The organism is Pseudomonas sp. FDAARGOS_761 (genome assembly GCF_013343155.1).
Taxonomy (GTDB): Bacteria; Pseudomonadota; Gammaproteobacteria; order Pseudomonadales; family Pseudomonadaceae; genus Pseudomonas; species Pseudomonas aeruginosa.
In genome coordinates this window covers 959,617-984,884 of the sequence record NZ_CP054572.1, presented here as the reverse complement: position 1 = coordinate 984,884, position 25,268 = coordinate 959,617, and the positions used below count along the sequence as shown (strand labels likewise).

General features: G+C 60.3%; 25 protein-coding genes, 1 other RNA gene and 1 pseudogene. 16 read left to right on the top strand and 11 right to left on the bottom strand.

Features of this window, described 5'->3' with window-relative positions:
- Positions 1-5: 5 nt before the first annotated feature.
- Together pta and FOC67_RS04635 are read left to right on the top strand one after the other, a co-directional pair.
- Positions 6-2,120, top strand: a complete 2,115-nt coding sequence (gene pta, locus FOC67_RS04640) for a phosphate acetyltransferase (protein ID WP_003085813.1) — start codon at positions 6-8, stop codon at positions 2,118-2,120.
- A gap of 126 nt (positions 2,121-2,246) precedes the next feature.
- Positions 2,247-3,161 carry an acyltransferase gene (locus tag FOC67_RS04635; protein ID WP_003085811.1) on the top strand — a complete coding sequence of 305 codons (915 nt, stop codon included), beginning with the start codon at positions 2,247-2,249 and terminating at the stop codon, positions 3,159-3,161.
- A gap of 69 nt (positions 3,162-3,230) precedes the next feature.
- On the opposite strand, the gene FOC67_RS04630 is transcribed toward FOC67_RS04635, so the two are convergent.
- The 3 genes from FOC67_RS04630 to oruR all read right to left on the bottom strand — a co-directional run bounded on the left by FOC67_RS04630 (position 3,231) and on the right by oruR (position 5,812).
- Positions 3,231-3,944 (bottom strand): OmpA family protein, encoded by a 714-nt coding sequence (locus tag FOC67_RS04630; RefSeq protein ID WP_003085808.1) that lies wholly within the window; start codon positions 3,942-3,944, stop codon positions 3,231-3,233.
- A 105-nt stretch (positions 3,945-4,049) separates the two neighbouring features.
- Positions 4,050-4,691: an MBL fold metallo-hydrolase gene (locus FOC67_RS04625; protein WP_003085806.1), complete on the bottom strand. Its 642-nt coding sequence runs from the start codon at positions 4,689-4,691 to the stop codon at positions 4,050-4,052.
- Between the two features lie 101 nt (positions 4,692-4,792).
- A complete protein-coding gene (gene oruR, locus FOC67_RS04620; RefSeq protein ID WP_003114220.1) occupies positions 4,793-5,812 on the bottom strand; it encodes an ornithine utilization transcriptional regulator OruR in 1,020 nt (339 codons plus the stop codon).
- Between the two features lie 124 nt (positions 5,813-5,936).
- Between oruR and FOC67_RS04615 the strand changes: the two genes are divergently transcribed.
- Entirely contained in the window at positions 5,937-6,770 is an 834-nt protein-coding gene (locus FOC67_RS04615) for a metal-dependent hydrolase (RefSeq protein ID WP_003109433.1), read from the top strand.
- 134 nt (positions 6,771-6,904) lie between these two features.
- Here FOC67_RS04615 and FOC67_RS04610 read toward each other — a convergent pair whose 3' ends face one another.
- Positions 6,905-7,846, bottom strand: a complete 942-nt coding sequence (locus FOC67_RS04610) for an alpha/beta fold hydrolase (RefSeq protein ID WP_009315286.1) — start codon at positions 7,844-7,846, stop codon at positions 6,905-6,907.
- A 108-nt stretch (positions 7,847-7,954) separates the two neighbouring features.
- Entirely contained in the window at positions 7,955-8,638 is a 684-nt protein-coding gene (locus FOC67_RS04605) for a TetR/AcrR family transcriptional regulator (RefSeq protein WP_003085795.1), read from the bottom strand.
- 87 nt (positions 8,639-8,725) lie between these two features.
- On the opposite strand from FOC67_RS04605, the gene FOC67_RS04600 reads away from it, so the two are divergent.
- From FOC67_RS04600 to FOC67_RS04590, 3 genes are all read left to right on the top strand, one after another.
- A complete protein-coding gene (locus FOC67_RS04600) occupies positions 8,726-9,604 on the top strand; it encodes a hypothetical protein (RefSeq protein WP_009315285.1) in 879 nt (292 codons plus the stop codon).
- Between the two features lie 61 nt (positions 9,605-9,665).
- Positions 9,666-10,018: a transfer-messenger RNA gene (ssrA, locus tag FOC67_RS04595) on the top strand.
- A 187-nt stretch (positions 10,019-10,205) separates the two neighbouring features.
- Positions 10,206-11,081 (top strand): toll/interleukin-1 receptor domain-containing protein, encoded by an 876-nt coding sequence (locus FOC67_RS04590; protein WP_009315284.1) that lies wholly within the window; start codon positions 10,206-10,208, stop codon positions 11,079-11,081.
- Here FOC67_RS04590 and FOC67_RS04585 read toward each other — a convergent pair.
- A complete protein-coding gene (locus tag FOC67_RS04585) occupies positions 11,069-11,824 on the bottom strand; it encodes a tyrosine-type recombinase/integrase (RefSeq protein ID WP_234306245.1) in 756 nt (251 codons plus the stop codon). The genes FOC67_RS04590 and FOC67_RS04585 overlap by 13 nt on opposite strands.
- 161 nt (positions 11,825-11,985) lie before the next feature.
- Here FOC67_RS04585 and FOC67_RS04580 point away from each other — a divergent pair.
- From FOC67_RS04580 to FOC67_RS04545, 8 genes and pseudogenes are all read left to right on the top strand, one after another.
- Positions 11,986-13,124, top strand: a protein-coding gene (locus FOC67_RS04580; RefSeq protein ID WP_174707710.1) for an IS3-like element ISPa32 family transposase whose coding sequence is annotated in 2 segments (ribosomal slippage) — positions 11,986-12,235 and positions 12,235-13,124 — 1,140 coding nt in all. Because the reading frame shifts where the segments join, the coding sequence is not laid out codon by codon here.
- A 234-nt stretch (positions 13,125-13,358) separates the two neighbouring features.
- A complete protein-coding gene (locus tag FOC67_RS04575) occupies positions 13,359-13,865 on the top strand; it encodes a hypothetical protein (protein WP_009315282.1) in 507 nt (168 codons plus the stop codon).
- Positions 13,866-13,955: 90 nt separating this feature from the next.
- Positions 13,956-16,364, top strand: a complete 2,409-nt coding sequence (locus FOC67_RS04570; protein WP_009315281.1) for an AAA family ATPase — start codon at positions 13,956-13,958, stop codon at positions 16,362-16,364.
- Between the two features lie 705 nt (positions 16,365-17,069).
- Positions 17,070-17,708 carry a hypothetical protein gene (locus FOC67_RS04565; protein ID WP_003109444.1) on the top strand — a complete coding sequence of 213 codons (639 nt, stop codon included), beginning with the start codon at positions 17,070-17,072 and terminating at the stop codon, positions 17,706-17,708.
- A gap of 240 nt (positions 17,709-17,948) precedes the next feature.
- Positions 17,949-18,284, top strand: a complete 336-nt coding sequence (locus FOC67_RS04560; RefSeq protein ID WP_003140884.1) for a TM2 domain-containing protein — start codon at positions 17,949-17,951, stop codon at positions 18,282-18,284.
- A 173-nt stretch (positions 18,285-18,457) separates the two neighbouring features.
- Positions 18,458-18,975, top strand: a pseudogene (locus tag FOC67_RS04555) (PAAR domain-containing protein).
- Complete coding sequence (locus FOC67_RS04550; RefSeq protein WP_009315280.1) at positions 18,972-19,673, top strand: VRR-NUC domain-containing protein; 702 nt, start codon at positions 18,972-18,974, stop codon at positions 19,671-19,673. Before FOC67_RS04555 ends, FOC67_RS04550 begins: the two are co-directional and overlap by 4 nt.
- Before the next feature lie 16 nt (positions 19,674-19,689).
- Positions 19,690-20,778, top strand: coding sequence for a DUF3396 domain-containing protein (locus FOC67_RS04545; RefSeq protein WP_009315279.1), 1,089 nt, complete (start codon positions 19,690-19,692; stop codon positions 20,776-20,778).
- Between the two features lie 375 nt (positions 20,779-21,153).
- Here the strand turns inward: FOC67_RS04545 and FOC67_RS04540 are convergent, their stop codons facing one another.
- From FOC67_RS04540 to FOC67_RS04530, 3 genes are all read right to left on the bottom strand, one after another.
- Positions 21,154-21,477, bottom strand: a complete 324-nt coding sequence (locus tag FOC67_RS04540; RefSeq protein WP_009315278.1) for an XRE family transcriptional regulator — start codon at positions 21,475-21,477, stop codon at positions 21,154-21,156.
- A 22-nt stretch (positions 21,478-21,499) separates the two neighbouring features.
- Positions 21,500-21,835 (bottom strand): type II toxin-antitoxin system RelE/ParE family toxin, encoded by a 336-nt coding sequence (locus tag FOC67_RS04535; RefSeq protein WP_031627689.1) that lies wholly within the window; start codon positions 21,833-21,835, stop codon positions 21,500-21,502.
- 263 nt (positions 21,836-22,098) lie between these two features.
- The gene (locus tag FOC67_RS04530) at positions 22,099-22,338 is read right to left on the bottom strand and encodes a hypothetical protein (RefSeq protein ID WP_049877205.1); all 240 of its coding nucleotides are present in this window, start codon (positions 22,336-22,338) and stop codon (positions 22,099-22,101) included.
- Between the two features lie 206 nt (positions 22,339-22,544).
- On the opposite strand from FOC67_RS04530, the gene FOC67_RS04525 reads away from it, so the two are divergent.
- Positions 22,545-22,817, top strand: a complete 273-nt coding sequence (locus tag FOC67_RS04525; protein WP_009315277.1) for a hypothetical protein — start codon at positions 22,545-22,547, stop codon at positions 22,815-22,817.
- A gap of 30 nt (positions 22,818-22,847) precedes the next feature.
- Here the strand turns inward: FOC67_RS04525 and FOC67_RS04520 are convergent, their stop codons facing one another.
- Positions 22,848-23,273, bottom strand: coding sequence for a VOC family protein (locus tag FOC67_RS04520; protein WP_003111827.1), 426 nt, complete (start codon positions 23,271-23,273; stop codon positions 22,848-22,850).
- Between the two features lie 100 nt (positions 23,274-23,373).
- Here FOC67_RS04520 and FOC67_RS04515 point away from each other — a divergent pair, with 100 nt between their 5' ends.
- Positions 23,374-24,258 carry a LysR substrate-binding domain-containing protein gene (locus tag FOC67_RS04515; protein ID WP_003140892.1) on the top strand — a complete coding sequence of 295 codons (885 nt, stop codon included), beginning with the start codon at positions 23,374-23,376 and terminating at the stop codon, positions 24,256-24,258.
- Here FOC67_RS04515 and FOC67_RS04510 read toward each other — a convergent pair.
- Positions 24,231-25,184 carry a LysR family transcriptional regulator gene (locus FOC67_RS04510; protein WP_003085661.1) on the bottom strand — a complete coding sequence of 318 codons (954 nt, stop codon included), beginning with the start codon at positions 25,182-25,184 and terminating at the stop codon, positions 24,231-24,233. The two genes, FOC67_RS04515 and FOC67_RS04510, sit on opposite strands and share 28 nt — an antisense overlap.
- Positions 25,185-25,268 lie beyond the last annotated feature (84 nt).

Genomic DNA, 25,268 nt, shown 5'->3' with positions numbered 1-25,268 from the left:
CCCAGATGCATACCTTCTTCATCGCCCCGACCGGTTTCGGCGTCGGCCTCACCTCGATCAGCCTCGGCCTGCTTCGCGCCCTGGAACGCGCCGGGCTGAAGGTCGGCTTCTTCAAACCCATCGCCCAGCTGCATCCCGGCGACCTCGGCCCGGAGCGCTCCAGCGAACTGGTGGCGCGCACCCACGGCCTGGATACGCCGAAGCCGCTGCCGCTGGCCCAGGTCGAGCGGATGCTCGGCGACGGCCAACTGGACGAACTGCTCGAAGAGATCATCAGCCTCTACCAGCGCGCCGCCGCCGACAAGGACGTGGTGATCGTCGAAGGCATGGTGCCAACCCGTCACGCCAGCTACGCCGCGCGGGTCAACTTCCACCTGGCGAAGAGTCTCGACGCCGAGGTGATCCTGGTCTCCGCGCCGGAAAACGAGACGCTCACCGAACTGACCGACCGTATCGAGATCCAGGCCCAGCTGTTCGGCGGCCCGCGCGACCCGAAGGTGCTCGGGGTGATCCTCAACAAGGTCCGCGGCGAGGCCGACGCGGCCAACGCCGAGGACGGCGTGGCGGACTTCGCCCGGCGCCTGACCGAACACTCGCCGCTGCTGCGCGACGACTTCCGCCTGATCGGCTGCATTCCCTGGCAGGACGAACTCAACGCCGCGCGCACCCGCGACATCGCCGACCTGCTCAGCGCACGGGTGATCAACGCCGGCGACTACGAGCAGCGCCGGGTGCAGAAGATCGTGCTATGCGCCCGCGCCGTGCCCAACACCGTGCAACTGCTCAAGCCCGGCGTGCTGGTGGTGACCCCCGGCGACCGCGACGACATCATCCTCGCCGCCAGCCTGGCCGCGATGAACGGCGTACCCTTGGCCGGCCTGCTGCTGTGCAGCGACTTCCCGCCCGACCCGCGGATCATGGAACTCTGCCGCGGCGCCCTGCAGGGCGGCCTGCCGGTGCTGTCGGTGGCCACCGGCTCCTACGACACCGCGACCAACCTGAACCGGATGAACAAGGAAATCCCGGTGGACGACCGCGAGCGCGCCGAGCGGGTCACCGAGTTCGTCGCCGGGCATATCGATTTCGAATGGCTCAAGCAGCGCTGCGGTACGCCGCGCGAGCTGCGCCTGTCGCCGCCGGCGTTCCGCTACCAGGTGGTGCAACGCGCGCAGAAGGCCGGCAAGCGCATCGTCCTGCCCGAGGGCAGCGAGCCGCGCACCGTGCAGGCGGCGGCGATCTGCCAGGCGCGCGGCATCGCCCGCTGCGTGCTGCTGGCCAAGCCGGACGAGGTCCAGGCGGTGGCCCAGGCCCAGGGCATCGTGCTACCGGAAGGCCTGGAGATCATCGACCCGGACCTGGTTCGGCAGCGCTACGTCGAACCGATGGTCGAGCTGCGCAAGGGCAAGGGGCTGAACGCGCCGATGGCGGAGCAGCAACTGGAGGACAGCGTGGTCCTGGCGACCATGATGCTTGCCCTGGACGAGGTCGACGGCCTGGTCTCCGGCGCCATCCACACCACCGCCAGCACCATCCGCCCGGCGCTGCAACTGATCAAGACCGCGCCCGGCTACAACCTGGTGTCGTCAGTGTTTTTCATGTTGTTACCGGACCAGGTGCTGGTCTACGGCGATTGCGCGGTGAATCCCGATCCTTCGGCCAGTGACCTGGCCGAGATCGCCGTGCAGAGTGCCGCGTCGGCGCAGGCTTTCGGCATCCCGGCACGGGTCGCGATGATCAGCTACTCCACCGGCGACTCCGGTTCCGGGGTGGATGTCGACAAGGTTCGCGAGGCCACCCGCCTGGCGCGCGAGCAGCGCCCCGACCTGTTGATCGACGGACCCTTGCAGTATGATGCCGCCGCCATCGCCAGCGTCGGCCGCCAGAAGGCGCCGAACAGCCCGGTGGCCGGGCAGGCCACGGTGTTCATCTTCCCCGACCTGAACACCGGCAACACCACCTACAAGGCGGTGCAGCGCAGCGCCGATTGCGTCAGCGTCGGGCCGATGCTGCAAGGCCTGCGCAAACCGGTGAACGACCTGTCGCGCGGCGCGCTGGTGGAAGACATCGTCTACACCATCGCCCTCACCGCCATCCAGGCGGACGCCCAGGCCCCGGCCTGAAGGAACGCCGCCCAGTGGGCGGCACTGGCTTCGGCCAGGCACGAGGATGTGCCATGTGAACGGCGGGACCACGCCCCGCTCCACGCGCCCGGCCCTGGCCGGGCGCCTACGTACAAGGACTCCTTGATGCTGTCGTTTCTCCCCCATTTCCTGCGCGGCTCCCTGGCCGGCCTGCTGCTGGTGTCCAGCACCCTGTGCTGGGCCTGCCTGCTGTTCGGCATGACCCTGGTCAAGCTGCTCCTGCCGTTCGCCGCCGCCCAGCGCCTGTGCAGCAAGATCATGAGCCTGATCGCCGAAGGCTGGATCGCCTGCAACAAGGGCTGGATGAACCTGGTCCAGCGCACCCGCTGGAACGTCCAGGGCCTGGAGGGCCTGGAGTACCAACACTCCTACCTGGTCACCAGCAACCACCAGAGCTGGGTCGACATCCTCGTCCTGCAATACCAGTTGAACCGGCGCATCCCGCTGCTGCGCTTCTTCCTCAAGCAGGAACTGATCTGGGTCCCGATCATCGGCCTGTGCTGGTGGGCCCTCGATTTCCCCTTCATGAAGCGCTACAGCAAGGCCTACCTGGCCAGGCACCCGGAGAAGAAAGGCCAGGACCTGGCGACCACGCGCAAGGCCTGCGCCAAGTTCAGCCGCATCCCGGTAGCGGTGTTCAACTTCCTCGAAGGCACCCGTTTCACCCGCGCCAAGCACGACGAGCAGCAGTCGCCGTTCCGCCACCTGCTCAAGCCCAAGGCCGGCGGCATCGCCTTCGTCCTCGACGCCATGGGCGAGCAATTGAAGACCCTGGTCAACGTGACTATCCACTACCCGGACGGCAGCCCGACCTTCTGGTGCCTGCTTTCCGGACGCCTGAAGGACGTCGTGGTGCGCTTCGAGGAACTGGAGATTCCGCGCCAGTTCGTCGGCAAGAGCTACGACCAGGACGCCGGCTACCGCGCGGAATTCCAGCAATGGGTCAACCAGCTGTGGGAGCGCAAGGACCAGTTGCTCGACAGCCTGCACCGCGAGTTTCCCGGTAACGCCAAGGCGTAGGACGAAGAGCGCCGACCAGCGCCCATGAAAAAGCCCGCCGAATGGCGGGCTTTTTCTTCCAGGCCGCGATCAGTACTGCGGCTGGGTCTGCGCCGGGCCCTGGGCGCCCGGAACCGGTCGCAGGTTGACCTCGACGCGCCGGTTCTGCGCGCGACCGTCGGCGGTGGAGTTGCTCGCGATCGGCTGGTCCGGGCCCATGCCGCGGGTACTCAGGCGAGTGCCGTCGACGCCCTGGGCGGTCAGGTAGCCGGCCACGCTCTGCGCACGACGCTGGGACAGGTCCATGTTGTGCTGGCGGCTGCCGGTGCTGTCGGTGTAGCCGACGATCTCGATGGTGTTCTGGTTGTACTGCTTGAACGAGTTCGCCAGGTTGTTCAGCGGCGCGTAGAAGCTCGGAGCGATGTTCGCCGAATCGGTGGCGAAGGTGATGTTGCCCGGCATGATCAGCTTGATGTCGTCGCCCTGGCGCTGCACTTCCACGCCGGTGCCTTCCATCTGCCGACGCAGCTCGGCTTCCTGCTTGTCGGCGTAGTAGCCATAACCCGCGGCGGCCGCGCCGGCAACGGCAGCGCCGATCAGCGCGCCCTTGCCACGGTTGTTGTGGTCGATCGCGGCGCCGGCGACGGCGCCGGCCAGCGCACCCAGTCCGCCGTATTTGGCCGTCTTGCTCATGCCACCCTGGCTTTGGCTTTGCGTGTCGTAGGGGTTGTTGTTGGCACAACCGGCGAGCAGCGCCAGTGCGGTGACGGCTGCGGCCAGAGGCAGGCAACGGGAGGTGAACATGGGAAAACTACTCCTCGAGGTACTGAAACGCCCCTGCGTGAGGGGCGGCTGACATCTTAGAGCATAGCCAGGTGGCAAAATTCCCGATGCTCGGAAAAATCCTTTTCAGCCCCTGACGAAGGGATTCTCGCGCATCTCCTCGCCCAGCGTGGTATCCGGGCCGTGGCCGGCGACCACCGTGGCATCCTCGTCGAGGCTGTACAGGCGCTGCCGGATCGAACGCTGGATCGCCGCCGAGTCGCCGCCCCACAGGTCGGTGCGGCCGATGCCGCGGCGGAACAGGGTGTCGCCGGCGATCAGCAGCTTCGCCCGGGGGAACCAGAAACTCATCGAGCCCGGCGTATGCCCCGGCGTGTGCAGTGCCACTCCGCAACCGCAGGCCAGTTCCTCGTCGTCGGCCAGCCAGCGGTCCGGGGCCGGCACCGGCGTGTAGGGCACGCCGAACAGTTGGCACTGCATCTCCAGGTTGTCCCAGAGGAACTGGTCGTCCTTGTGCAGGTGCAGGCTGGCGCCGGTGCGCTTCTTCATCTCGCCGGAGGCGAGGAAGTGATCCAGGTGCGCGTGGGTATGGATGATGCTGACCACTTGCAGGCCGAGGCGGTCGAGGCGCTGCAGGATCAGTTCGTGGTCGCCGCCCGGATCGACGACGATGGCCTTCCTGGTCAGCGGATCGCCAATGATGGTGCAGTTGCACTGCAAAGGCCCGACGGGAAAGGTTTCGCGGATCAGCGCGGGGGATGTCGACATGCAAGACTCCGATCACGGTCGGCGCGGCAAGCGCGCCATGGATTTCTATGAAACGCCAAGCATCGCACATCCGCCTGGTGCCGAGGACCGTCGGCGTCGGCTCAGGGCGCTTCGCGGTAGTCGCTGGGCAGCTTGCCGGTCCACTTGCGGAACGCCCGGCGGAAGTTCGACGAGTCGTTGAAGCCGAGCAACAGGGCAATCTCGTACAGCGGTAGCTGGGTGGTGGTCAGGTATTGCAGGGCCAGGCGCTTGCGCACATCGTCGAGGACCTGCTGGTAGGTGGTGCCCAGCGACGACAGGTGCCGGCGCAGGCTGCGCCCGCTGGTGTGCAGTTCGCGGGCGGCCTGTTCGAGATCGGGGAAGTCGCCGGGACGCGCCAGCAGCAGGCGGCGCACACGGGTCAGCAGGCCTTCCTGGACGTCCAGGGTGGCCAGCAGCGCCTCGCACTGCTGCTCGCACATCTGCACCGTGGCCGGGTTGGCCAGCGCCATCGGTCGTTCCAGGTACTCGCTGGGCATGCTCAGCCAGTGCCAGGGCTGCTCGAACTCCGCGGCCACCCCGAACACCTCGGCGTAGCGCCGGGCATGGGCCGGCGGCGGATAGGCGAAGCCGACCCGCACGTCCTGCAACGGCTCGCCGACCAGGAAGCAGGCGATGGAATACAGCGTCGCCATCAGGCCCTCGGCGGCGAACACCGAAGCGGCGCCCAGCGGCATCGACTCCACCGCGCGCAACTCGGCGCGGCCGTCATCGAGCACCAGTTCCAGTTCGTAGGCCAGGCCGAGCACCCGGTAGTACTTGAGGGCGAACTGGATGGCCTTGCCCAGGTTGGCGCTGGACAGCACCGCGTAGCCGAGGATGCCGTGGGCGGAGACGTTCAGGCGCTGGCCGAGCACCAGCCCCAGCGCCGGCTCGCCGCACAGGGCCTGGGCGCTGTAGGTGAGCTGGTTGAAGTCGAGGAAGGACAGGCGGCCGTTCGGGCTGTCCAGCACCTCGGGACGCACCCGCGCAGCGTCGAACAGCGCCTGGCGGGATACGCCGTACTCCGCGACGAGATCGAGGAGTGCCTCGGCATAGGCCACCGGCACCAGTTCGGCGGTGAAATTGAGCGGTTGTTTCATGGCTGTTTATTGTTCTGACCGCTGGCCGGATATGACCGGAAAGTTGGCAGAAGATAACCTTGTGAGGCTATCCCCCGCAAGCGATAGTCGATCCCATGGTCCTTCACCATCACAGGGAGCCGCTATGGCCAGCACCACCCCCGAAGGTCTGGAGATCCGCCCGCGTCATCTGGACTTCGACCTGCCCGATCCGATGCCGCGCCATTGGCACAGCGGCGACGCTTTCAAGACCCACATGTTCAACGCCATGTCGGTGCTGTTCCCCGATGGCGAGCGCTTCTTCATCGACTCCGTGCGCCACTACCGCGAGCGGGTCGAGGACCCGGCGCTGAAGCAACAGATCCGTGGCTTCATCGGCCAGGAAGGCCACCACAGCCGCGAGCACCTGGTCTACAGCGACCGCCTGCGCGCCCTCGGCTACGACATCGACCGCCTGGAAGGCGGTGCCAAGCGGCGCATCCGCTTCGCCCAGCAGAAACTGCACCCGTCGCGGCAACTGGCGGCCACCGCGGCCCTGGAGCACCTCACCGCGATCATGGCCGACGGCCTGCTGAGCAACCCCAGGTGGCTGGAAGGCGCCGACCCGACCATGGCCCGCCTGTGGCGCTGGCACGCACTGGAGGAAACCGAGCACAAGGCGGTGGCCTACGACGTGTTCATGCTGGTCAACGGCAAGGCCAGGCTGCGCCGCCGGGCGATGGTCCAGGGCACCTTTTTCTTCGCCCTCGACACCACCAAGGGCCTGGTCCACATGCTCAAGCGCGACGGCCTGCTGTGGAACTTCAAGGTCTGGCGCGACGGCATCAAGTGGCTGTGGGGCAAGGACGGCGTGTTCCGCTCGCTGGTGGGCGTGTACCTGGACTTCTACAAGAAGGACTTCCACCCCTGGCAGCACAATAACCTGCACCTCATCGAGCAGTACCGCGACCAGTTCGAACCGGAACCGAAGGCCGCCTGACCCTCCTCGCCGCCCCTCCGCGCCGCGAGAGGGGCTTGCATCGCTTCCCTGCCCTGCCTGGTATTTCGGCCTTTCGTCCATGCATTAAAAAGCCCGCGACTGACCAGCGCGGGCTTCTTCATGACGGCCTGGGATCAGGCCATCAGGAAGCGCAGTGCATCCGCCGCGGTCTGCTCGGGAATCTCCTCCATGGGGATATGCCCGACGCCCGGATAGGTCTTCACCTGGATCCCCGGCAGGTCGCGTTGCCACAGCGGTACGTGCTTCGGCGAGATCCAGCGGTCGCGTTCGCCCCACATCAGCAGGGTCGGCGCGGCGATCCGGGCGATGCGTTCGCCGGAGGTGCCGAGTTCCTCGCGGTTGACCTTCAGCAACACGCGGAAGATCTCCATCATGCCCTTGCGGTTGCCCGGGCGGCGGCTCAGGTCGTAGTAACGGTCGACCACCCCCGGCTTGATCCGCCCCGGCTCGCCATAGACTTCCTTGATGCCCTGGGCGATCAGCGCCCGCGGCATCCACAGCGGCATCGCCAGGGTCGAGCCGGGCAGCGCCGCCGAGGCGATCATCCACGGCACCTTGCGCATCTGGTAACCGGCCGGGTCGATCAGCACCAGCCGCTCCACTCGCTGCGGCTGCGCCAGGGCGAAGTTCCAGGCGATATAACCGCCCAGGGAGTTGCCGGCGATCGAGGCCTTGTCGATCTTCAGGAAATCGAGCAACTGGCCGAGGATCGCCACCATGCGCTCGCCGGAGTAACGGCTGTCACGCCCCGGCCCGGTCAGGCCGAAGCCCGGCACGTCGAAGCGCACGATGCGGAAGTAGGGCGACATCGCCTTCACCCAGTCGTCCCAGGTGTGCAGCGAGGCGACCACGCCGTGGATCATCACCAGTACCGGCTTGTCGCGGCTGCCTTCGTCGCGGTAGTGCAGCGGGAAACCGTCCAGCTCGATGAAGCGCGAGCCGCTGGACGGTGCGGCGTAGCGCTCGCGCAACGACTCCAGCGAGAGGGAGCCGAAGCCCAGGCGGGCGAATCCGACCGCCAGCGGCGGTTGCAGCAGATAGGGTGTCGCGGACATGGACGCACGTCTCCCGTCTTGTTGTTATGACAGGGCATCAGAGCATGGCCACGGCGGGCTGCGAGCCCAACCTAGGTTCTGTAGGCGCGAGCGGCGATTGCCCGGCTGTTACCCTTGCAGTCTCGTCGGAGCCTGGGTGCTGGGACAGAGCGTACCCACCAGCAGGTCGCCGAGCACCCGCTTGACCCGCGGCAGCTCCAGCGGGTCGCTGGCATTGAGCAGCTCCAGCGAAGCCGCCTCCATCGCCCAGATCAGCACCCGGTAGGTCAGCGCATCGTGGGCCGCGCCCTGGGCGCCCAGGCGCTCGGCCCACAGCTCGATAATCTTCAGGTGCGCGCGCTGCCGGTGCGCCGCCAGCGGCGAGCCGGCATGCAGGGCCTCCTCCTGCATCATGCGGATGATCGGACCGACCGCCAGGTGGTAGTCGAAGAACAGCGAGACCATCGCCCGCAGCCAGTCCTCGTCGCTGCCGGCCTCGCTGCGCAGCCCGCCGAAGCGCGCCAGCAGCAATTGCACGGCGCTGTGGTAGATGCTTTCCAGCACCTCCAGCTTGCCGGCGAAATACTTGTAGAAAGTCCGCCGCGAGACCCGCGCCGCCTCCAGCAGGTCGTTGACCGTGGTCTCGGCGACTCCCTTGCGGGTGAACACCGGGATCGCCGCGAGCTGGATGTTGGTCCGTTGCAGATGCCCCACCAGCGGCCCCTCGCCCTGCGCCGCCTGGCGCGCCAGCGCGCCGTAGCCGCCGAGGTCCTCGAATACCGCCTGCAAGCCGTCCCACTGCGCCGTTGCCATCCCGTCCGCCCCAATCGAAGCGCGGGGTGACGGCGGCCCCGGCCATCGCTAACCTAGGCCGATCCACGCGCCCCGCAAGGAAAGTCCGTGCCGACCCTATCACGCCGCCTGCTCTGGCCGCTGGCCATCCTTTTACTGGTTCTCGGCCGCCCGCTCGCGGCCGCCGACCTCTACTACCTCGGCCAGCGCATCCCGGACATCCAGAAGCCCTGGGACAGCCACGACTACCAGGTGCTGATCGACGCCCTGAAGAAGATCGAGGAAACCCAGAAGAACGCCCTGCCGCGACGCAGCGGCGAATTCACCGGGCCGCTCTACCTGCGCATGGTCAGCGAGGAAAACTTCCGCCCGCAGCTGAACATCTACAGCCCCCTGGAGATCCGCCAGAACGAGGCCCGCGAAGTGCTGTTCAAGCTCAAGGAGCTGATGCGCCTGTACTTCGACTTCCGCGCCGCCAAGCAGCCCTACGGCGCCGAAGCGCTGGGCCTGATGAGCTACTCGCTGCGCGAGCAGTCGATCCTGTTCACCCTCACCGTCGAATTCTGGATGACCCTGTCCCAGGCCGAACAGCGCAACCCCGCGCGCCTGCAGGGCATGCAGGAAACCAAGGCGGCCGCGGCGATGCTCACCGGCAGCGCCCTCGACTACCTCGGCCTCACCGCCCAGTTCGAGCGCCAGGACCTGGTGCTCTACTCCGCCGAACTGGCCAAGGAAATGCCCGAGCTGTTCATCCACCTGCCCTCCCCGGTGCGCGCCCAGTTGCTGGAACGCATCGCCGGTTTCGCCAAGGACCACCCTTACCCCGAGGTCCGCGACAACATGCGCGACCTGCAACCGGTGTTGCAGGCGATCCAGGCCGACGTGGAAAAACAGCTGGCGCCCGGGCGGAACGCCAAGGCACCGGACAAACCCCTGGACCTGAGCCCGCCTCCGGAGGGGAAACCCAGCGGCGTCAACGGTTTATGAGCGGCGGATTGGACTCTCGCAGCCCTTTGCCGTAGACTGGTCGTCGACCTGTCAAGGTTTTGGGGCCGATTAGGATTCGACGCCGGTAACAAAACTTGAGGGGCATGCCGAGCTGGTAGCAGAACTCGTAAATTCGCTGCTGCAAACTTATAGTTGCCAACGACGACAACTACGCTCTAGCTGCTTAATGCGGCTAGCAGTCGCTAGGGGATGCCTGTAAACCCGAAACGACTGTCAGATAGAACAGGATCGCCGCCAAGTTCGCTGTAGACGTAACGGCTAAAACTCATACAGCTCGCTCCAAGCACCCTGCCACTCGGGCGGCGCGGAGTTAACTCAGTAGAGCTGGCTAAGCATGTAGAACCGATAGCGGAGAGCTGGCGGACGGGGGTTCAAATCCCCCCGGCTCCACCAAACACAAACGATAAGCCCCTGATTTTCCTAGTGAATTTCAGGGGCTTTTTCATTTCTGCTGCAAACCGTCGAAGAAATGTCGAAAATGTTGGTTCGGAGCTCATGACTACCATCGGCGGGTAGCTGTCTCGTCTCACCGCATCCTTGAGCTCGGCCCCGTCACCAGTTGCAAAAGGACTAGCAAGCCATGACCGTCAGAGTGTTCTTGAGTCACAACCATCACGACAAGCCCTTCGTTCGCAAGCTAGCCGCTGACCTTGAGGGGCATAATGTGAAGTGCTGGGTGGATGAAGCGGAAATGAAGATAGGTGACTCGCTGATCCAGAAGATTAGAGAGGGTATCGACAACTCTGATTACTTCGCAGTTATAGTCTCCCCAAACTCTATAATCGCGCCCTGGGTAGCTAACGAACTTGACGTTGCAATGTCGCAGCAAATATCTGGAAAAAGCATAAAAGTACTACCCATTGTTGTAAAAGAGTGCGAACTACCGGGATTACTTCCAGGAAAGCTATATGCAGACTTCAAGGACGAATCGCTATACGAGGAATCATTCAAACGACTCGTAAAAGACATGGGGATTGTCTACAATAAAAACATATTGAACCCGCAAAAAACACAGCACAGCCTAAAAACATCAACTGATAAGGCGTTTTTCAGCACCTTACCGCTCATGAGCAGGCCTTATCACCGTCCTTTCCAATACATCGGTATGTCCATTGAGCGAGCCGAGAAGGAGGTTAGCGGAAAGGCTAACGACGTGGGCAATATTATTATTGAAAACGCTGATTGCAGAATGATTCTAGAGGCAGAAGGAAATTACATCAGTTTTATATCAGTCGAATTTAAAGCAACTGCACCTCACTTTCAGAACCAAGAATTCGATTCCGAACCGCTACTCGGCGCACTGAGCATTAGCCTATCTGAGCTTGAATTCGTGCGGAAGAAAACCTATTTCCACACTTACTACGATCACAAACGGCGACTTAAGGTTAGCGTCAGCTGTGATTGTGACGAAGGCCCACTTTCAGTTTCGTTCAGCTCCAAGTACTACAACATGTAGCGACCCGTACAGAGAGGCCCAAACTTTATTGAGTCCTGAAGATGATCAGGCGATAGATTTGCATATCGCATGGTCATCGTCAGGGTCGAATGCCCAAGGATTTTCTGAAGAGTGAGAATGTTGCCCCCATTCATCATAAAATGACTGGCGAAGGTATGTCGTAGGGCGTGGCTCGCCTGCCCTTTCGGTAGCCGAATTGTGGTCCGCTCTAGGGCGCGGCGGAACGAGGTAATACAGGACGAGAACAGGCCGTGCGTTCGCCAATGCACCCTGATCTTGTCGGCCAACTCGGTGGGGATCGGAACGTGGCGCACCCTCCCCGACTTCGTTCCGGCATAGGTCACGACGTTGCCCTGTAGCCGTTGTGGAATCAGCTTTTCCGCCTCAGACCAACGGCCCCCCGTGGCAAGACAAAGCAATGTCACCAGTTCCGTATGGGGGTTGTCACTGCCGCTGCGAATCGCTTCTAGCAACTCCGTGATTTGTTCTGTCGTCAGCCAAGAAAGCTCACGCTCTTGGAGCTTTAAAGGTTTCACCCCTACCAACGGGTTGGCATAGTCAATCTGGCCCAGGTCTTTCAATTCGTTGAATACGGCCCGCACATAGCCCAATTCGTTATTCAACGTCTTCCCGGATATCCCATTCTCTAGCCGTTTGCGGCGCAGTTGCGCATAGCTAGACGCATCGAGTGCAGCCCCTACCGGATCACCCAAACGAACCGTCAATTGCTGGAGCTTCGACAAGCGCCGCTTTCCATCGCGCAGGGAGTGGCCGTGCAGTTCATACCAAAGCAGGACCAGTTCAGAGAATCGGCGCCGATCTTTCGGTTTTGTGACCTGCCCCCCCCCCGATTTCAGTACCACGTCAAACTTAGTAGAGTCCGTTTTCCGAGCAGGAGACGGCAGTGAAAAAGCGTTTTACCGAAGAGCAGATTCTCGACTTCCTCAAGCAGGCGGAGGCCGGTGTGCCGGTGAAGGAACTGTGTCGCCGACACGGCTTCAGTGATGCCTCGTTCTACACTTGGCGGGCGAAGTTTGGCGGTATGACCGTGGCGGACGCCAAACGGTTGAAGGATCTTGAACTGGAAAACAGCCGATTGAAGAAATTGCTCGCCGAGGCCCACCTCGACATCGAGTCGCTGAAAGTGGTCGCTCGGGGAAAAGGGTAAGCCCGACAGCACGGCGGGAGGCGGTGCAGGAGATGCAGGCGCGAACCGGCATCTCCGAGCGTCGTGCCTGTCAGTTGATCGGGCTGTTCCGCTCGGTGTTGCGCTACCAGCCGCGAGCCAGTGTGCAAAACACCGAGCTGCAAGCCCAACTGGTGGAACTGGCCCAAGAGCGCCGGCGCTTTGGCTATCGCCGCCTGCACATCCTGCTGCGGCGTGCTGGCGTGCAGGTCAACCACAAGCGGATCTATCGCCTGTACCGCGCTGCCGGCTTGATGGTGAAACGGCGGCGGCGCCGCCATGGCGTCGCGGTGGAGCGCGAACGTCTGAGTTTGCCGAGCGCACCAAACCAGGTCTGGTCGATGGACTTCGTCTTCGATGCACTGAGCACCGGGCGGCGGATCAAATGCCTGACGGTGGTCGATGACTTCACCAAGGAGTCGGTCGGCATCCTGGTGGAGCACGGTATCAGCGGCTTTCGCGTCACACGGGCGCTGGACGAGATGGCGCGGTTTCGCGGCTACCCGAAAGCGATCCGCACCGACCAGGGGCCCGAGTTCACCGGCAAGGCACTCGATCAATGGGCCTATCAGCGCGACATCAAGCTGAAGCTGATTCAGCCTGGTAAGCCCACGCAGAATGCCTTCATCGAGTCGTTCAACGGTAAGTTCCGGGACGAATGCCTCAATGAGCACTGGTTCTGTTCGCTGGCCGAAGCGAGAATCCGCATCGCGGCCTGGCGGCGGGATTACAACGAACACCGACCGCACAGCGCGATTGGCAATCTCACCCTGGCAGAATTTGCTGCAAGTTGGCGAACTCGCCAGCAGCAGCTGAAGCAGGAAAAATTAATATCAACCCCAGGGCCTACTAACTAGGCAGCGGTACTAAAACTGGGGGCAGGTCAGCATGACGCTGAAGTACGAGATAGCTCATCGCTCGCTCCATGTTGCGGCTACTGGCCGACGCAACATGGCAGAGCGCAGAAGCGCTACAAGGCCGAAACGGGCGTTTCAGCACTGTCGTACTTTCAAGATGCCATCATCCTACATGCCGGTTAGAATCGACCCACGTAGACCCTGAGTCCGCCAGCAAGCAAGGACGCAACGTGCATGGAAAAGCGCGAAATTGACGAGCAGCTCAAAAGCCTGAGCTTCGACATGGACGAGGAAATCGACGATCGCAACGAACGTCGGGGCCGGAAAGCCGCGCCACCTCGCCACGCCCACACTCCCATGGACCCCAGCCACGCCATCATCCTGGCCGCCATCATCATCGTCGGCGGCCTGTGGGGCGGGAAGCTTCTCTACGACTACATCCAGGAACAACGCATCAAGGCCGCCTTCAACGAAGCTGCCGCCTACATGCAGCAGACCATGCAGCAAGCCGAGCAAGACACCAGACGCGCACAGGCAGAAATGCAGCAGCGAATGGCGGTAGAGGAAGAGGCAAGAGAACAGCGGCGCGCTGAACAGCTTGTTCAATTGCAGGCAGAACAAGCCCGAGCGGATCAGGAAAAACGCTTCAAATCATCCCAGTGCCAGTTCTGGTGGCAGCAAAATGATCAGAACCCTTCGCAGAGAACAATGAAGAAAAAGGCAGAAGCATGCGGGGAATAAATCTTTCAGCTCTCCTATCATTCGGGGACTTTTTATAAAACCGCTTATCACCCCGCAAAGTGAAACAAACACATTCACATGGAGTAAAAAATGAAGGGACAAATAAAGAGCATTGACGCAATAAAAAACATGGCTGTTTTCAAGGATTTCTCATGGAGCAAATCCGTTCGTGACAAGGGCAATAACGTCGCCGAATTCAAAACAGTAAATATAATATACGGCCGAAACTATTCAGGCAAAACAACTCTATCTCGAATAGTTAGAGCCCTAGAGACAGGTACACTGTCTAGCAATTACAACCAGCCAGAATTCAAAGTAAGCTTTCGCGACTTAGCTAGCGCCACTAGCACATCACTTACAGCACACGGTGAGTGCATTCGGGTATTCAATGAAGATTTTGTCCGAGAAAATCTCCGCTTTATAGGTAACGAATCAGAGTCAATAAACTCTTTCGCAATTCTCGGTGAGGATAACGCACGAATCGAGAATGAAATCCTTGAACTTATGAACAAGCTGGGCAGCCCCGAAGACACTGCTTCTCTCTTAGGAAAATACCGCGACGCAGAAATCAAATACAATGCAGCAATTGCAAAACTTAACTTAAAGAGTGAAGCACTGGAGACAAAGCTTAAGGACAAGGCAAACAAAGCAGGAACAGGAATAAAGCACAACAAACTATTTGGCGATGCAAATTACAATGTAAACAAGCTAAAAGCAGACATTTCAGCAGTTTCAAGTAAAGGCTACTCAGCATTATCACAAGAACAATCAGATGAGTATCACGCCTTACTACGAGAGGACGCCAAAGAAGAAATTCCGCCTCTAGCCTCATTTGAGCTGAAGCTTTCAGGACTAGCCGAAAAGGTTAAAGAGCTAGTCGAACGGAAGATTACGATCGCGAACCCCTTGCAAGAACTTCTAGGTGATGCAGCACTTGAGTCCTGGGTACGAAGTGGCCGCGAATTGCACCGGGGAAGACGGGAGTCCTGTGGGTTCTGTGGCAATCAACTCCCTGCTGATCTCTGGGAAAAATTAGACCAACACTTTAATTTGCAGTCTGAGAACCTCAGAGTTGAAATTGAAGCTACGATTAAGCTACTGAACAAAGAGAGCGACCGGATACCGGGGCTATTAAAAATCAAGAGGTCCGATTTCTACGCAAACTTCACCAAATCTCTTGATGAACTGGAAAGTGAATTTAATCAGGAGGCCAAAAATTACCAGACGGCCTTGGACTCACTAACTTCCCAGCTATCTACTCGCCTTACTGAAATCCACTCGCCTTTAGTTTACTCGCAACCGGCCAGATCAGGCTCAGATCTAAATAGTCTACATGATGAATATGAAGCTCTTCGCGAGCAATCAAACGACTTTGCAACCAAGCTAGTTACAGAGCAAAAACAAGCACGACATTTGCTTCGCCTTAACGAGGTTTACACCTTTTATGTCGACATAAAGTACTCGGAAGAAGCTGAGGCTATAGACACTCTTGAAAGCAACAAGAGCGCAGCCGCTGAGGTAAAAGAAGCTGCACAGATAGCGGTAAAAAAAACCGAGCTAGAGATTAAAGACCTGAAGTCTCAACTGAAAGATGAGAGCAAGGGGGCCGACAAAGTAAATGAATACTTAAATAGTTTCTTTGGACACAACTCATTGAAACTTGAGGCCTTTGAAAACAGCGGACTAGCCACTTCTGGCGGCTATAGATTCGAAGTAACCAGAAGCGGAAAGAAAGCCTTTCATCTCAGCGAAGGGGAATGCAGTCTTATCGCCTTCTGTTACTTCTTGGCCAAGCTAAGCGACTATGAAACAAAAGGAACTCAACCTATAATTTGGATAGACGACCCAATCTGCAGTCTAGATTCAAATCATATATTTTTCACCTATAGCCTGATTCATTCAGAGATCATTGAGCCAGAGAAGTATGACGACGGAGGCGAAATAAAAGAACGCAGTCGCTTCAAGCAAATTTTTGTATCCACCCACAACTTGGACTTTTTAAAATACCTAAAGAGGCTACCTGGCGCTGGAAACAAAAAAGAATCTCAATACTTCACCATCAATAGGGCAGGTGACTTCAGCGAAATAAAGGTAATGCCTGATTACCTGAAGAATTTCGTCACTGAATTCAACTACTTATTTAGCCAGATTCACACCTGCGCCTCAATTGACATTATAGATGATCAAAATTACACCGCATACTACAACTTCGGCAATAATGCCCGAAAATTCTTTGAAATATACCTTTATTATAAATACCCAAATAAAGGCATGACAGATGAGACAATGGAGGCTTTCTTCGGAGAAAACATACCCGCCATCCTTACAGATCGAATTAATAATGAGTACTCTCACTTAGCGGGAGTCTTTGAGCGAGGAGCCACTCCGACTGAGGTTCCCGAGATGAAGCGCGCCGCAACCCACATAATTGAGCGTCTTCGGCTCAACGATCCAGACCAGTACAGCTCCCTCCTAGACAGTATTGGAGTCGCTGAATAGATGAATAGATGAATAGATGAATAGATGAATAGATGAATAGATGAATAGATGAATAGATGAATAGCTTCGGCGGTTGTGTCGAAAAAAGTCGAAAAAAAGTCGAAAAAAATGCCGACACTGCTCATCACAATCCAATTTTACCTAGGTAAAAGCCCCGAAATCACAGGCATTGCACAAGGTAGTCCAACAATCACCCGCGGTGAAAACGGGTTCAAGTCCCCCCGGCTCCACCAAACGCAAACGATAAGCCACTGATTTTCCTAGTGAATTTCAGGGGCTTTTTCTTTGCCCAGTCCCTTGCCTGCTCCTCCAGCGCCGGGCCTTTCCTGTTGCCGGCTCGCCTTGCTGCTCCCTCCCCTACCGTGACCGACACCCGGCGAGCTTCGCCAGCCCGCTCTTTTGGCTGCGGACGCGCGGAATGATATTTCCCGAATCTGTTAATGAGACCGTTCGATTCCGCCGCCAACAAGGCTCTGGAACGCTGGCAGGAAAACATTCATGGATTCAGGTTCGAAACTCCCCGTCCAAGAAAACGAGCCTCCGAGAAACCGACGCATACTTTTCGTCAAGCAAAGAAAAAGAATTTGAGCTAGACACTCACTACCAGGGTAAGCAGGCGTCTTATATCCCTGGAAAGCGAAACCTAAAACAGAGATTCCAAAACACGATAAACCGGCCTCCACAGACGCTCGAAGGACAAGAAAAATGAAAAAGGAACCGAAAGGAGCAAAAAACAGGATAGTCATCGCCAAAGATGAGAAGAACGTTCTGACCTGCACCAGCGAAGGGTTCGAATATACGCCAGACATCGTCAAGAACGTCTACGGAAAGAGCAGCCGACCCGCACTGGAAGACTGGTTCCTGACGGAACTTGATTTCTTTCGCAGGTATTACCCGGGATACGAGATTTTCACCCTCGGCTCCAGTTGTGTCTTCGGCGAAAAGTTCGTGAACTACCTGACCATCTGCGAATTCGACATAGACAGTACCTACGCCTTCGACTGTCTCAAGAAGGCCCTGAGGGAGTCCGACCAGGCCATTAGGCGGAAACTCTCCGCCATGTGGAAATGGGACATAGCCGCCAGGAAGGACTGGAGCATCGTCTTCATGGTTGGGCACATGGACTTCGCCTACTTCCTCCAGCACAGGAAGGAGTTCCAGGGGGATGCCCATAAGCGCTTCATGAGTACATTCACCACGGCGGAGACGAAAATCACCTCTCGCGACTACAAGGTCATGCATGACGGCGCGATCCTGCCCTTCGACGAAACGGCCCTGTCGCCGGAAGACAGGTTCATTTTCGAGAACTATCAAAAGATAAAGTTCGAAACCACGCCACTATGAAGTTACCGAGCAAGAACGAAAGGCGCCCGGCCGGACGCCTTTCGCCAATAAACTTCAGCCACTCGCCAGTTGCTTTCAAGCACTTCTACGAAGCCCAGGAGTTCCGACTCCTGACCGACTCTTCCAGAGTTCCGCAATAAAACTACAAATCAAAAATATCCTCAGACTGGACGCTTGAAAAAACACCGTTGGCAACGTTTCAATTCCCACCATATCTTCCGCATGGCAGTGGGAAAACTCATGTCACTACAGTCTGAAATGCTCGTGGAGCAGAAAGTTTCCAACGCCCAGAAATCCACCGGCACCGCCTATCTTCTGTGGTTCTTCCTGGGCGGTTTCGGCGCACACCGCTTCTACCTGGGGAAAACCGGCACGGCGGTTACCCAACTGATCATCACGCTGATCGGTTGTTTCACCCTGTTCCCCCTGATCATTACCGGCATCTGGTGGATCGTCGATGCCTTCCTGATTCCCGGCATCATCCAGGGCCATACGGAACAGACCCGCCGCGACGCCCGGCTGGAAGTTGCAGCGCTGCAGGTAGCCGGCGCTTCCGCGTCGCACCCTCAAGACTGACCGGCGCACCTCGCTACGGTCCTCGGCGGGCCGGAGAAGAAACCGATGCCGGGAGGTGGGACAAGGAGAAGTCCCCTTCTGCGTTTCTTCCGCTGGCGATAGGTGCCGACTCGTTCAATCCCGAATTGGCCGCCAGAGCGGCCAGCACATCTCACTGATGCAAGGACCCGCATATGAGTGGAAAACCCGCCGCCCGCGTCACCGATCCAACGACCTGTCCAGTGCCAGGGCATGGCAGCAACCCCATCGCCCACGGTTCTCCCGACGTCGTTTTCGACGGCCTGCCGGCAGCACGGCAAGGCGACGTCTCAGCCTGCGGAAGCCCGATGATCTCAGCCGTTTCGTCGACGGTACTCATCAACGGCCTGCCGGCGGTGACGCTGGGTAGTATCGGGGCGCACGGCAACGTGGTGATCGGCGGCTCGGGGACGGTACTCATCGGCGACGTCTTCACGCCCGCCCCGCGCACTCCCGCCCTTCCCCTTAACCGCAACAGCGTGCCCTGTTCCGGGCGCTTCCAGCTCATCGACCACGAAACGGGCAAGCCCGTCGCCGGACGCCGGGTCAGGGTCTGGTCGAGTGGCGGCTGGAATGCCTTCGACACCACGGATGCCGACGGCATGACCTCCTGGATCGAGCGCCCCACCGGGAGACCCTCTACATCGACCTGGTGCAGAGGGGCGACGCATGAGCGACCAGCCCAGCCTGTCCCGGGGAGGCATGAGCCCCGAAGGCAGGACCAACCCCGTCGGCACCCTGGAACCCAGACTCGATCCGCAGGACAAGAAGGTGCTGTGCTCGGCGGTCTGCCATTGCAGCAGCACGCCCAACCTCAGCCAGGATGGAAAAAGCCTCAAGCAGGCGTGCGTGGCACAGCGGCTGGGAGAGTTGGACGAAATTCTCCAGGGACGCAGCCCCTACAAGCCCGAGGTCAGCTACGACATGACCAAGAACCCACCGCAGCCGATTCTCGATAGCCAGACCGGTAACAGTCCACATGGCTGGATACCGGGATGGATCAGCAAGTATTGGGATGAAGATCCGGAGCATCCGCCGTTCAAGCCAGGGAAAGGAATGATTCGCAGGCCCGACGTGATCATCGTTCAGAATCCCAACAGGCCGCCAACCCAGGACAATATCAAACAGGTGGTGGAGATGAAGTTTCCGCCTGACCCACATAATAGGGAACAACTTGAGGATTATGCAGCGATTGCCGGCAACAAGAACAAGATTGTTGAAATGAAACCCTCCGACTGCGACTGTGGCCAGGAAAATCAACGATCCAAGGTGCCAGTAGAGCAAGCAGGGTGGGCCGTCGCCATCGCAGGTGGAGTGATGTTCGTCTTGACCCGAGGCCGTTCCCCTCGCCCGATGATTCCCGCCTATTGATCAAGAGGAAAAGCCCATGGAACAGCCATTCGATCTGGCTGCAGAGTTAGCCAAGCAACCCCATCTACTGGAAATAGCCGGCAACCTGTTGATGAAGGGCGGCCCCGAAGACTATATCGGTGCCGTGCTTTGTCTACGCGGTACTCTCTACTTCAAAGATGCCCATACCCCACTGGTACGTGAGTCATTATGCCAATGCTTCGATGAGTTCAAGCGCCTAGCAGAGCCTCACCTCACCTGGCTCTGGCGTGAAGAGCCTGCACAAGGAAAGCCACTGACCGCATACCGTGACACCCAACCACTGCGCGAGATGATGGGGGCAATGGATGAAGACGATCATCTCAGCTTCTGCTACACCAGCGGCAAGAAATCCCGCGATGCAGGCGCCTGGCTGTTTGATATTTACGGCAAGCGGAGCTGGCAAGCCAAAATGGGCCATGATCTTAGTGTTCTGGAGTTCTCCGTACCTCTGCTATATCAAGAGCGGCAGCCATTGGATTTCCTACAGCTGTTTATTGACTTCGCACGGCGACTAGAGCCGGAGCAGGGGTATGCGGGGCATGCCTACAATCTCTCGCCGACCAGTTGGGACAATGACGAGCCCTCCGAAGCCTTTATGGCGGCGCGTATGCCGGGTTTGGATGTAGGGACGGCTTGTCTGCTGGCCAATACTCCCGAGTTCAAACCTACAAGAATCAAAACTGTCAGTTGGCTAACCCTCCTGAACAACGAGCGCCTGGCGCTGGCCGGCGGGCTCGATGCCCTGCGTGCGCAACTGCCCTCCAGCCACTTTGCCTTCTACCGCTACGGCGATGGCGTGGTAATCCAGGCCGGTGCCTATCCCTATATCGCGGGTGATGCGGAAGACTCCAGACCCGCTCCGTATGTGCTGCTGAACCACGCGCTCAAAGGCATTCGCTATGAAACCGTCGGCTCGCTACACGGCGGCTCCCACGACGGCGAATTGCGGCTGGTGGGCTGGGCGGCCGATCAATGGCTGAAACGGCTGGATGTGGAAGACAGCGAACTCCCCCGCTGGCGCGACAAATTGCTCAACACTGAGCCATGCTTGGACGCGACGAACTCACTGCCGGAGCGCCCGTAGGGGCTTACGTTTTCTGGGATCAAAAGTGCTCGCCAAGGCTACACTCCCTATGAGGCGAGCCTGACAGAAAAAATATCTGCACCTCACAAGAGTGCTTACAAGCAAGAATTCAACCTATCTAATCGTGCCTTCAATATCACCCAAACAGTATCTATTACTTATTATTCAACAACCATCCCTCTTTAATAGATTCGCGACTCGAAACCCAAACTCAAACTCAAAATCTGTCTTCTTTACACCTTACTAAAACTTCTTCAAACCCATAAGACCATCTCCATTGGCGTCATTTACTTCTTATCGGTGATATCTAAAATACCTTTAAATTGGAAACAGCTCTAAGGCTTTGAAGTCGAAGAACTGTCGTAACGAATAGCCTTAGGCGCCCGCCTCTTCGATATCAGCGAAGTTGCTGATTTTCACCGCGCCATCCGGGAAGCGTGCAATCACTTCCAGATGGCCGCCCATGGCTTCGATGTGGCTGCGCAAGGTGGAGATGTACATATCCGTACGCCGCTCCATCTTGGCAATTGCCGGCTGCTGCACCTGCAGCACTTCAGACAGCATCTTCTGCGACAAGCCTCTAGCCTGGCGCAACTCATTCAGGGGCATTTCAGCCAATAGTTTCTGGGCCTTGGCCTCGACGCGGGCCTGTGCCTCAGGCGACATTTGCGCCCGAAGGTCGGAGAATTTCTTAGCCATCGATCAGTCCCTCCTCACGGAGCTAGTGCAAGTGTTCGTCATGGAGGCGGTCGGCAATGGGCACGTTCAATTCGTACCAACGATCATCGCCAGTCTTGTCGCCACCGATCGGCAGTATCGCGGAGCGTCTGGGGTCAAACGCGTAAAGCGTTCGGAAAGGTCGCCCGCCGTGTTGAGTCCGTAGCTCTCTCATATGGCCAGGGCGGGAGCCATTGATGCCGCTGCTGTGGGGGTGCCCCAAGGATGGCCCTCGCTCCTCAAGCAAGCGAACCGTCACAGCTAGCGACTCCTGCTCATCCTCGGACAGAGAACCCCACCAATCACCGAACTCGTCGGTGTACTCGATATCCCACGCCACAAAATATAACCCCCAGGGAATATTCCATCAAAGGAATCCTACTCAAAGAGAGCGCTTCCCGACAACGGACCGAGCGCACGGAGTCCTGAAGACGATCCGGTCCCAGATGGACGCACCAGGACCCGCGAGGCAGCCTCATTCCGTGTGTCGAAAAAGTGTCGAAATTACTCGCCCATACAGGCCGGCATAGCACAGAGCTTGGCCCGTCCCCTCCTCTCCAGCCCCAGTCCTACCCAGCCTTGGCCATTTACCGCCTCCGTCGGTTATCGGTGTCTGCGTGCGTATTCCGCCTCGAACAGCGACAGCAAGGAGCCGGTGATGCGGCGGTGCTTTCGCCGGTCTTCGGTTTCGTCGAGCAGGTCAAGGAGGCTCAGCGTTCCGATCGCCGACTCCAGCCGGCGGCGGGCGGTGTCGAACAGATCTTCGCTGGCTGCGCTGCAGTCCAGGTAGAGGGTGGCGCAGCCGGGATGCTGGTTGCATTGCGAGGTGCGTCGCAGGGGGATGAAGGTGGAAGGGGACTGTGCGGTGACGGTTTTGCCCGTACAAGGTGCCGCTCCGGCAAGGTGCGAAGCGCTTCACAAAATGCCAAACAGAGGGCGAGCGCATCCCATCGCCAACACGCAATCGCCTTGAATGGCCGCTTCGATTCCTCGTCATGCGGGGATGCCGTGCCCGGCTCCAGCGCATCGCCACCCACACCGGAAACCCCATGCCCTACCGCGTTCTCCTGCTCATCCTGGCCCTGACGCCCGCCCTCGCCTCCTCCGCCACCCTGGACGAACGCCTGGGCGACCTTGAACACGCCTTCAAGCCCGACCTCGACGGGACGGAAAGCGCAAAGCCGGCCAGCCCGCCGCCGAAGCGGTTCAAGCTGGCGCCGCTGGGCAGCGTGGTGCGCAAGAAAGAGTGCGCGACATCGAGCCTGCCGGACGAGCAGTCCAGCTGCGCGGCGCTGGAGTTCTGCACGGACTGCGCGCAGTAAGCGCAGCCTCCAGGCGGAGTGCCGGCAATCTCACTTGGCGAACAACTGGCCCAGGTCGCGGAAGCTCTTGAACTCCAGCGCGTTGCCACAGGGGTCGAAGAGGAACAGCGTGGCCTGCTCGCCGACCTGGCCCTTGAAGCGGATGTAAGGCTCGATCACGAAGCGGGTGCCGCGCTGCTTCAGGCGTTCGGCCAGGGCGTGCCAGTCGTCCCAGGCGAGGACCACGCCGAAATGCGGCACCGGCACGTCGTGGCCGTCCACCGGGTTGCTGCCGGCGTGGCGCTGGGAGTCGGTCTGCGGGTGCTGGTGGATGACCAACTGGTGGCCGAAGAAGTCGAAGTCGACCCAGTGCTCGGCGGAGCGGCCTTCGCTCAGGCCGAAGACTTCGCCGTAGAAGCGCCGGGCGGCCGGCAGGTCGTGGACGGGGATGGCGAGGTGGAAGGGCATCAGGCTCATGGCGTGGTTCCTCTGTGGGTGTGCCGGGATTATTTGCCGTGCCGATTTCGATGGAAAGCGCATAATATTTCGCCTGAGCAATACTTTTTTCGAGGCTTGGATGATCCGCGAACTCCGCACCCTGGTCGCCGTGGCGCGCCGGGGCTCCTTCGCCGCGGCGGGGGAACAGGTGGGGCTGACGCAGTCGGCGGTGAGCGCGCAGATACGCGCGCTGGAACGCAGCGTCGGCGTCGAGTTGTTCAAGCGCACGCCGCGCGCGGCGCACCTGAACGAGGCCGGGCGGCAGGCGGTGCGTACGGCCGAGCAGATCCTCGCGCTGTTCGACGGCATCGGCCAGGGCGACAGCCCGCGCGGACGCCTGCGCATCGGTGCGGTGAACACGGCGCAGACCGGGCTGCTGCCGGAGGTGCTCAAGCGCCTCGCCGAACAGGCGCCACACATCGAGCCGCAGGTGGTGCCGGGCGTCTCGCTGCACCTGCTGGACCAGGTGGACGCCGCCGAACTGGACCTGGCGATCCTCATCCGCCCGCCGTTCAACCTGCCGCGCGGGCTCTCCGCGCAACGGGTCGAGCGCCAGCCGTTCGTGCTGATCGCGCCGCCGCAATGCACCGCGACGGATGCGCTGGAATTGCTGCGCACGCAACCGTTCATCCGCTACGACCATGTGTCCTTCGGCGGTCGCCTGGTGGGCGATTTCCTCGAGGCGCAGCAGCTCAGGCCGCGCCAGGTGATGGAGCTGGACGAGATCGACGCGATCGCGCGGATGGTGGAGAACGGTCTCGGCGTGGCGCTGCTGCCCCGGGCCGGGCTGTGGCTACGCGAGCCGGCGCGGGTACGGGTGATCGAACTGGGCGCGCTGGAATTCCAGCGCGAGCTGGTGATGGTCAGCCGCAGCGGTTCGGCGCAGGACGACCTGGTCGGTGAATTCCGCCGCGCCCTGCTGGCCGAGACGGCGGCTCAGGAGGCCGCGCCGACCACCGCGTAGCGCGGCGCCGGGCGCGCCAGCTCGCCGAGGAAGGTCCACAGGCGTTCGGCCTCGCCGGGTAGCGGCAGGCGGCGACGGATCAGGGTGTAGCGCAGCGGTACGTCGAAGCGCTGGCCGCCGGCGCGCACCAGGCGACGGCTGGCGAGGTCCTCGCGGACCAGGGTATGCGGCAGCCAGGCGACGCCCAGGCGCGATTGGGCGAAGAAGCGCAGCCCCTCGGTCTGGCTGGAGCTGTGATGGCGCTGGAGGAACAGGCCGCTGTCGCGCAGCAGCGGTTCCAGGGCCCAGCCCAGGTGGCATTCCTCGGAGTAGCCGAGGAACGACAGCGCTTCGGTCTGCAGGCGGTCGAGGTTGAACAGCGGCTGGCCGGCGGCGTCCGGCGCGCAGACCGCCACCAGTTGTTCGTGACCAAGCTCCAGGCGCTGGAACTCGGCTTCGCTGTCGATGCCCAGGCGGCGCGACACCGCCTCGCCTTCGTCGAGCAACGCCACCACGTAGTCCACCGAGCCGTCGCGCAGGCGCGACAGGCATTGCGGCAGGTAATCGCAGTCGACGCTGAACTTGGCGCTGCGGAAGTCCGCCTGCAGACGCGGAATCCAGTGCGGGAAAAACACCGAGGAGAGGATGTGCGGGGCGCAGAAACGGATGCGCCGCTGGGCGTCTTCGTCGCGCTCGCGGATCGACTGGCGCAGGTTGTCCAGGGCGCGCACCGCGTCCTGCGCCACGCCTTGCAACTGGCGGCCGGCCTCGGTCAGTTCGAGGGCGTGCTTGTGGCGCTCGAAGACCGGCGCGCCGAGCCACTGTTCCAGGGTCTGGATACGCCGGCTGAGCCCGGACACGGAGACATGGCACTCCTGCGCCGCACGGCTGAAGCTCTTGATCCGACAGAGGACGAGGAAGTCCTTGAGCATCACCAGGTCGATCATCGTTGCGCGTTCCTCAACGGTCGGGCGTTTTCAGTCTACTTCGCGCGGCGGTGCCTGTTGCAAGGCTAAAGTTCGGTTTGTTTT

Excerpts from the sequence above, each read along its gene's own strand:
- FOC67_RS04560 (WP_003140884.1), top strand. The coding sequence starts at position 17,949 with ATGTCACTACAGTCTGAAATGCTCGTGGAGCAGAAAGTTTCCAACGCC.
- FOC67_RS04615 (WP_003109433.1), top strand. The coding sequence starts at position 5,937 with ATGGCCAGCACCACCCCCGAAGGTCTGGAGATCCGCCCGCGTCATCTG.
- oruR (WP_003114220.1), bottom strand. The coding sequence starts at position 5,812 with ATGAAACAACCGCTCAATTTCACCGCCGAACTGGTGCCGGTGGCCTAT.
- FOC67_RS04575 (WP_009315282.1), top strand. The coding sequence starts at position 13,359 with ATGGAAAAGCGCGAAATTGACGAGCAGCTCAAAAGCCTGAGCTTCGAC.
- FOC67_RS04570 (WP_009315281.1), top strand. The coding sequence starts at position 13,956 with ATGAAGGGACAAATAAAGAGCATTGACGCAATAAAAAACATGGCTGTT.
- FOC67_RS04605 (WP_003085795.1), bottom strand. The coding sequence starts at position 8,638 with ATGGCAACGGCGCAGTGGGACGGCTTGCAGGCGGTATTCGAGGACCTC.
- FOC67_RS04515 (WP_003140892.1), top strand. The coding sequence starts at position 23,374 with ATGATCCGCGAACTCCGCACCCTGGTCGCCGTGGCGCGCCGGGGCTCC.
- FOC67_RS04610 (WP_009315286.1), bottom strand. The coding sequence starts at position 7,846 with ATGTCCGCGACACCCTATCTGCTGCAACCGCCGCTGGCGGTCGGATTC.
- FOC67_RS04545 (WP_009315279.1), top strand. The coding sequence starts at position 19,690 with ATGGAACAGCCATTCGATCTGGCTGCAGAGTTAGCCAAGCAACCCCAT.
- FOC67_RS04550 (WP_009315280.1), top strand. The coding sequence starts at position 18,972 with ATGAGCGACCAGCCCAGCCTGTCCCGGGGAGGCATGAGCCCCGAAGGC.
- FOC67_RS04510 (WP_003085661.1), bottom strand. The coding sequence starts at position 25,184 with ATGATCGACCTGGTGATGCTCAAGGACTTCCTCGTCCTCTGTCGGATC.
- FOC67_RS04565 (WP_003109444.1), top strand. The coding sequence starts at position 17,070 with ATGAAAAAGGAACCGAAAGGAGCAAAAAACAGGATAGTCATCGCCAAA.
- FOC67_RS04635 (WP_003085811.1), top strand. The coding sequence starts at position 2,247 with ATGCTGTCGTTTCTCCCCCATTTCCTGCGCGGCTCCCTGGCCGGCCTG.
- FOC67_RS04525 (WP_009315277.1), top strand. The coding sequence starts at position 22,545 with ATGCCCTACCGCGTTCTCCTGCTCATCCTGGCCCTGACGCCCGCCCTC.
- FOC67_RS04590 (WP_009315284.1), top strand. The coding sequence starts at position 10,206 with ATGACCGTCAGAGTGTTCTTGAGTCACAACCATCACGACAAGCCCTTC.
- pta (WP_003085813.1), top strand. The coding sequence starts at position 6 with ATGCATACCTTCTTCATCGCCCCGACCGGTTTCGGCGTCGGCCTCACC.
- FOC67_RS04540 (WP_009315278.1), bottom strand. The coding sequence starts at position 21,477 with ATGGCTAAGAAATTCTCCGACCTTCGGGCGCAAATGTCGCCTGAGGCA.
- FOC67_RS04520 (WP_003111827.1), bottom strand. The coding sequence starts at position 23,273 with ATGAGCCTGATGCCCTTCCACCTCGCCATCCCCGTCCACGACCTGCCG.
- FOC67_RS04630 (WP_003085808.1), bottom strand. The coding sequence starts at position 3,944 with ATGTTCACCTCCCGTTGCCTGCCTCTGGCCGCAGCCGTCACCGCACTG.
- FOC67_RS04625 (WP_003085806.1), bottom strand. The coding sequence starts at position 4,691 with ATGTCGACATCCCCCGCGCTGATCCGCGAAACCTTTCCCGTCGGGCCT.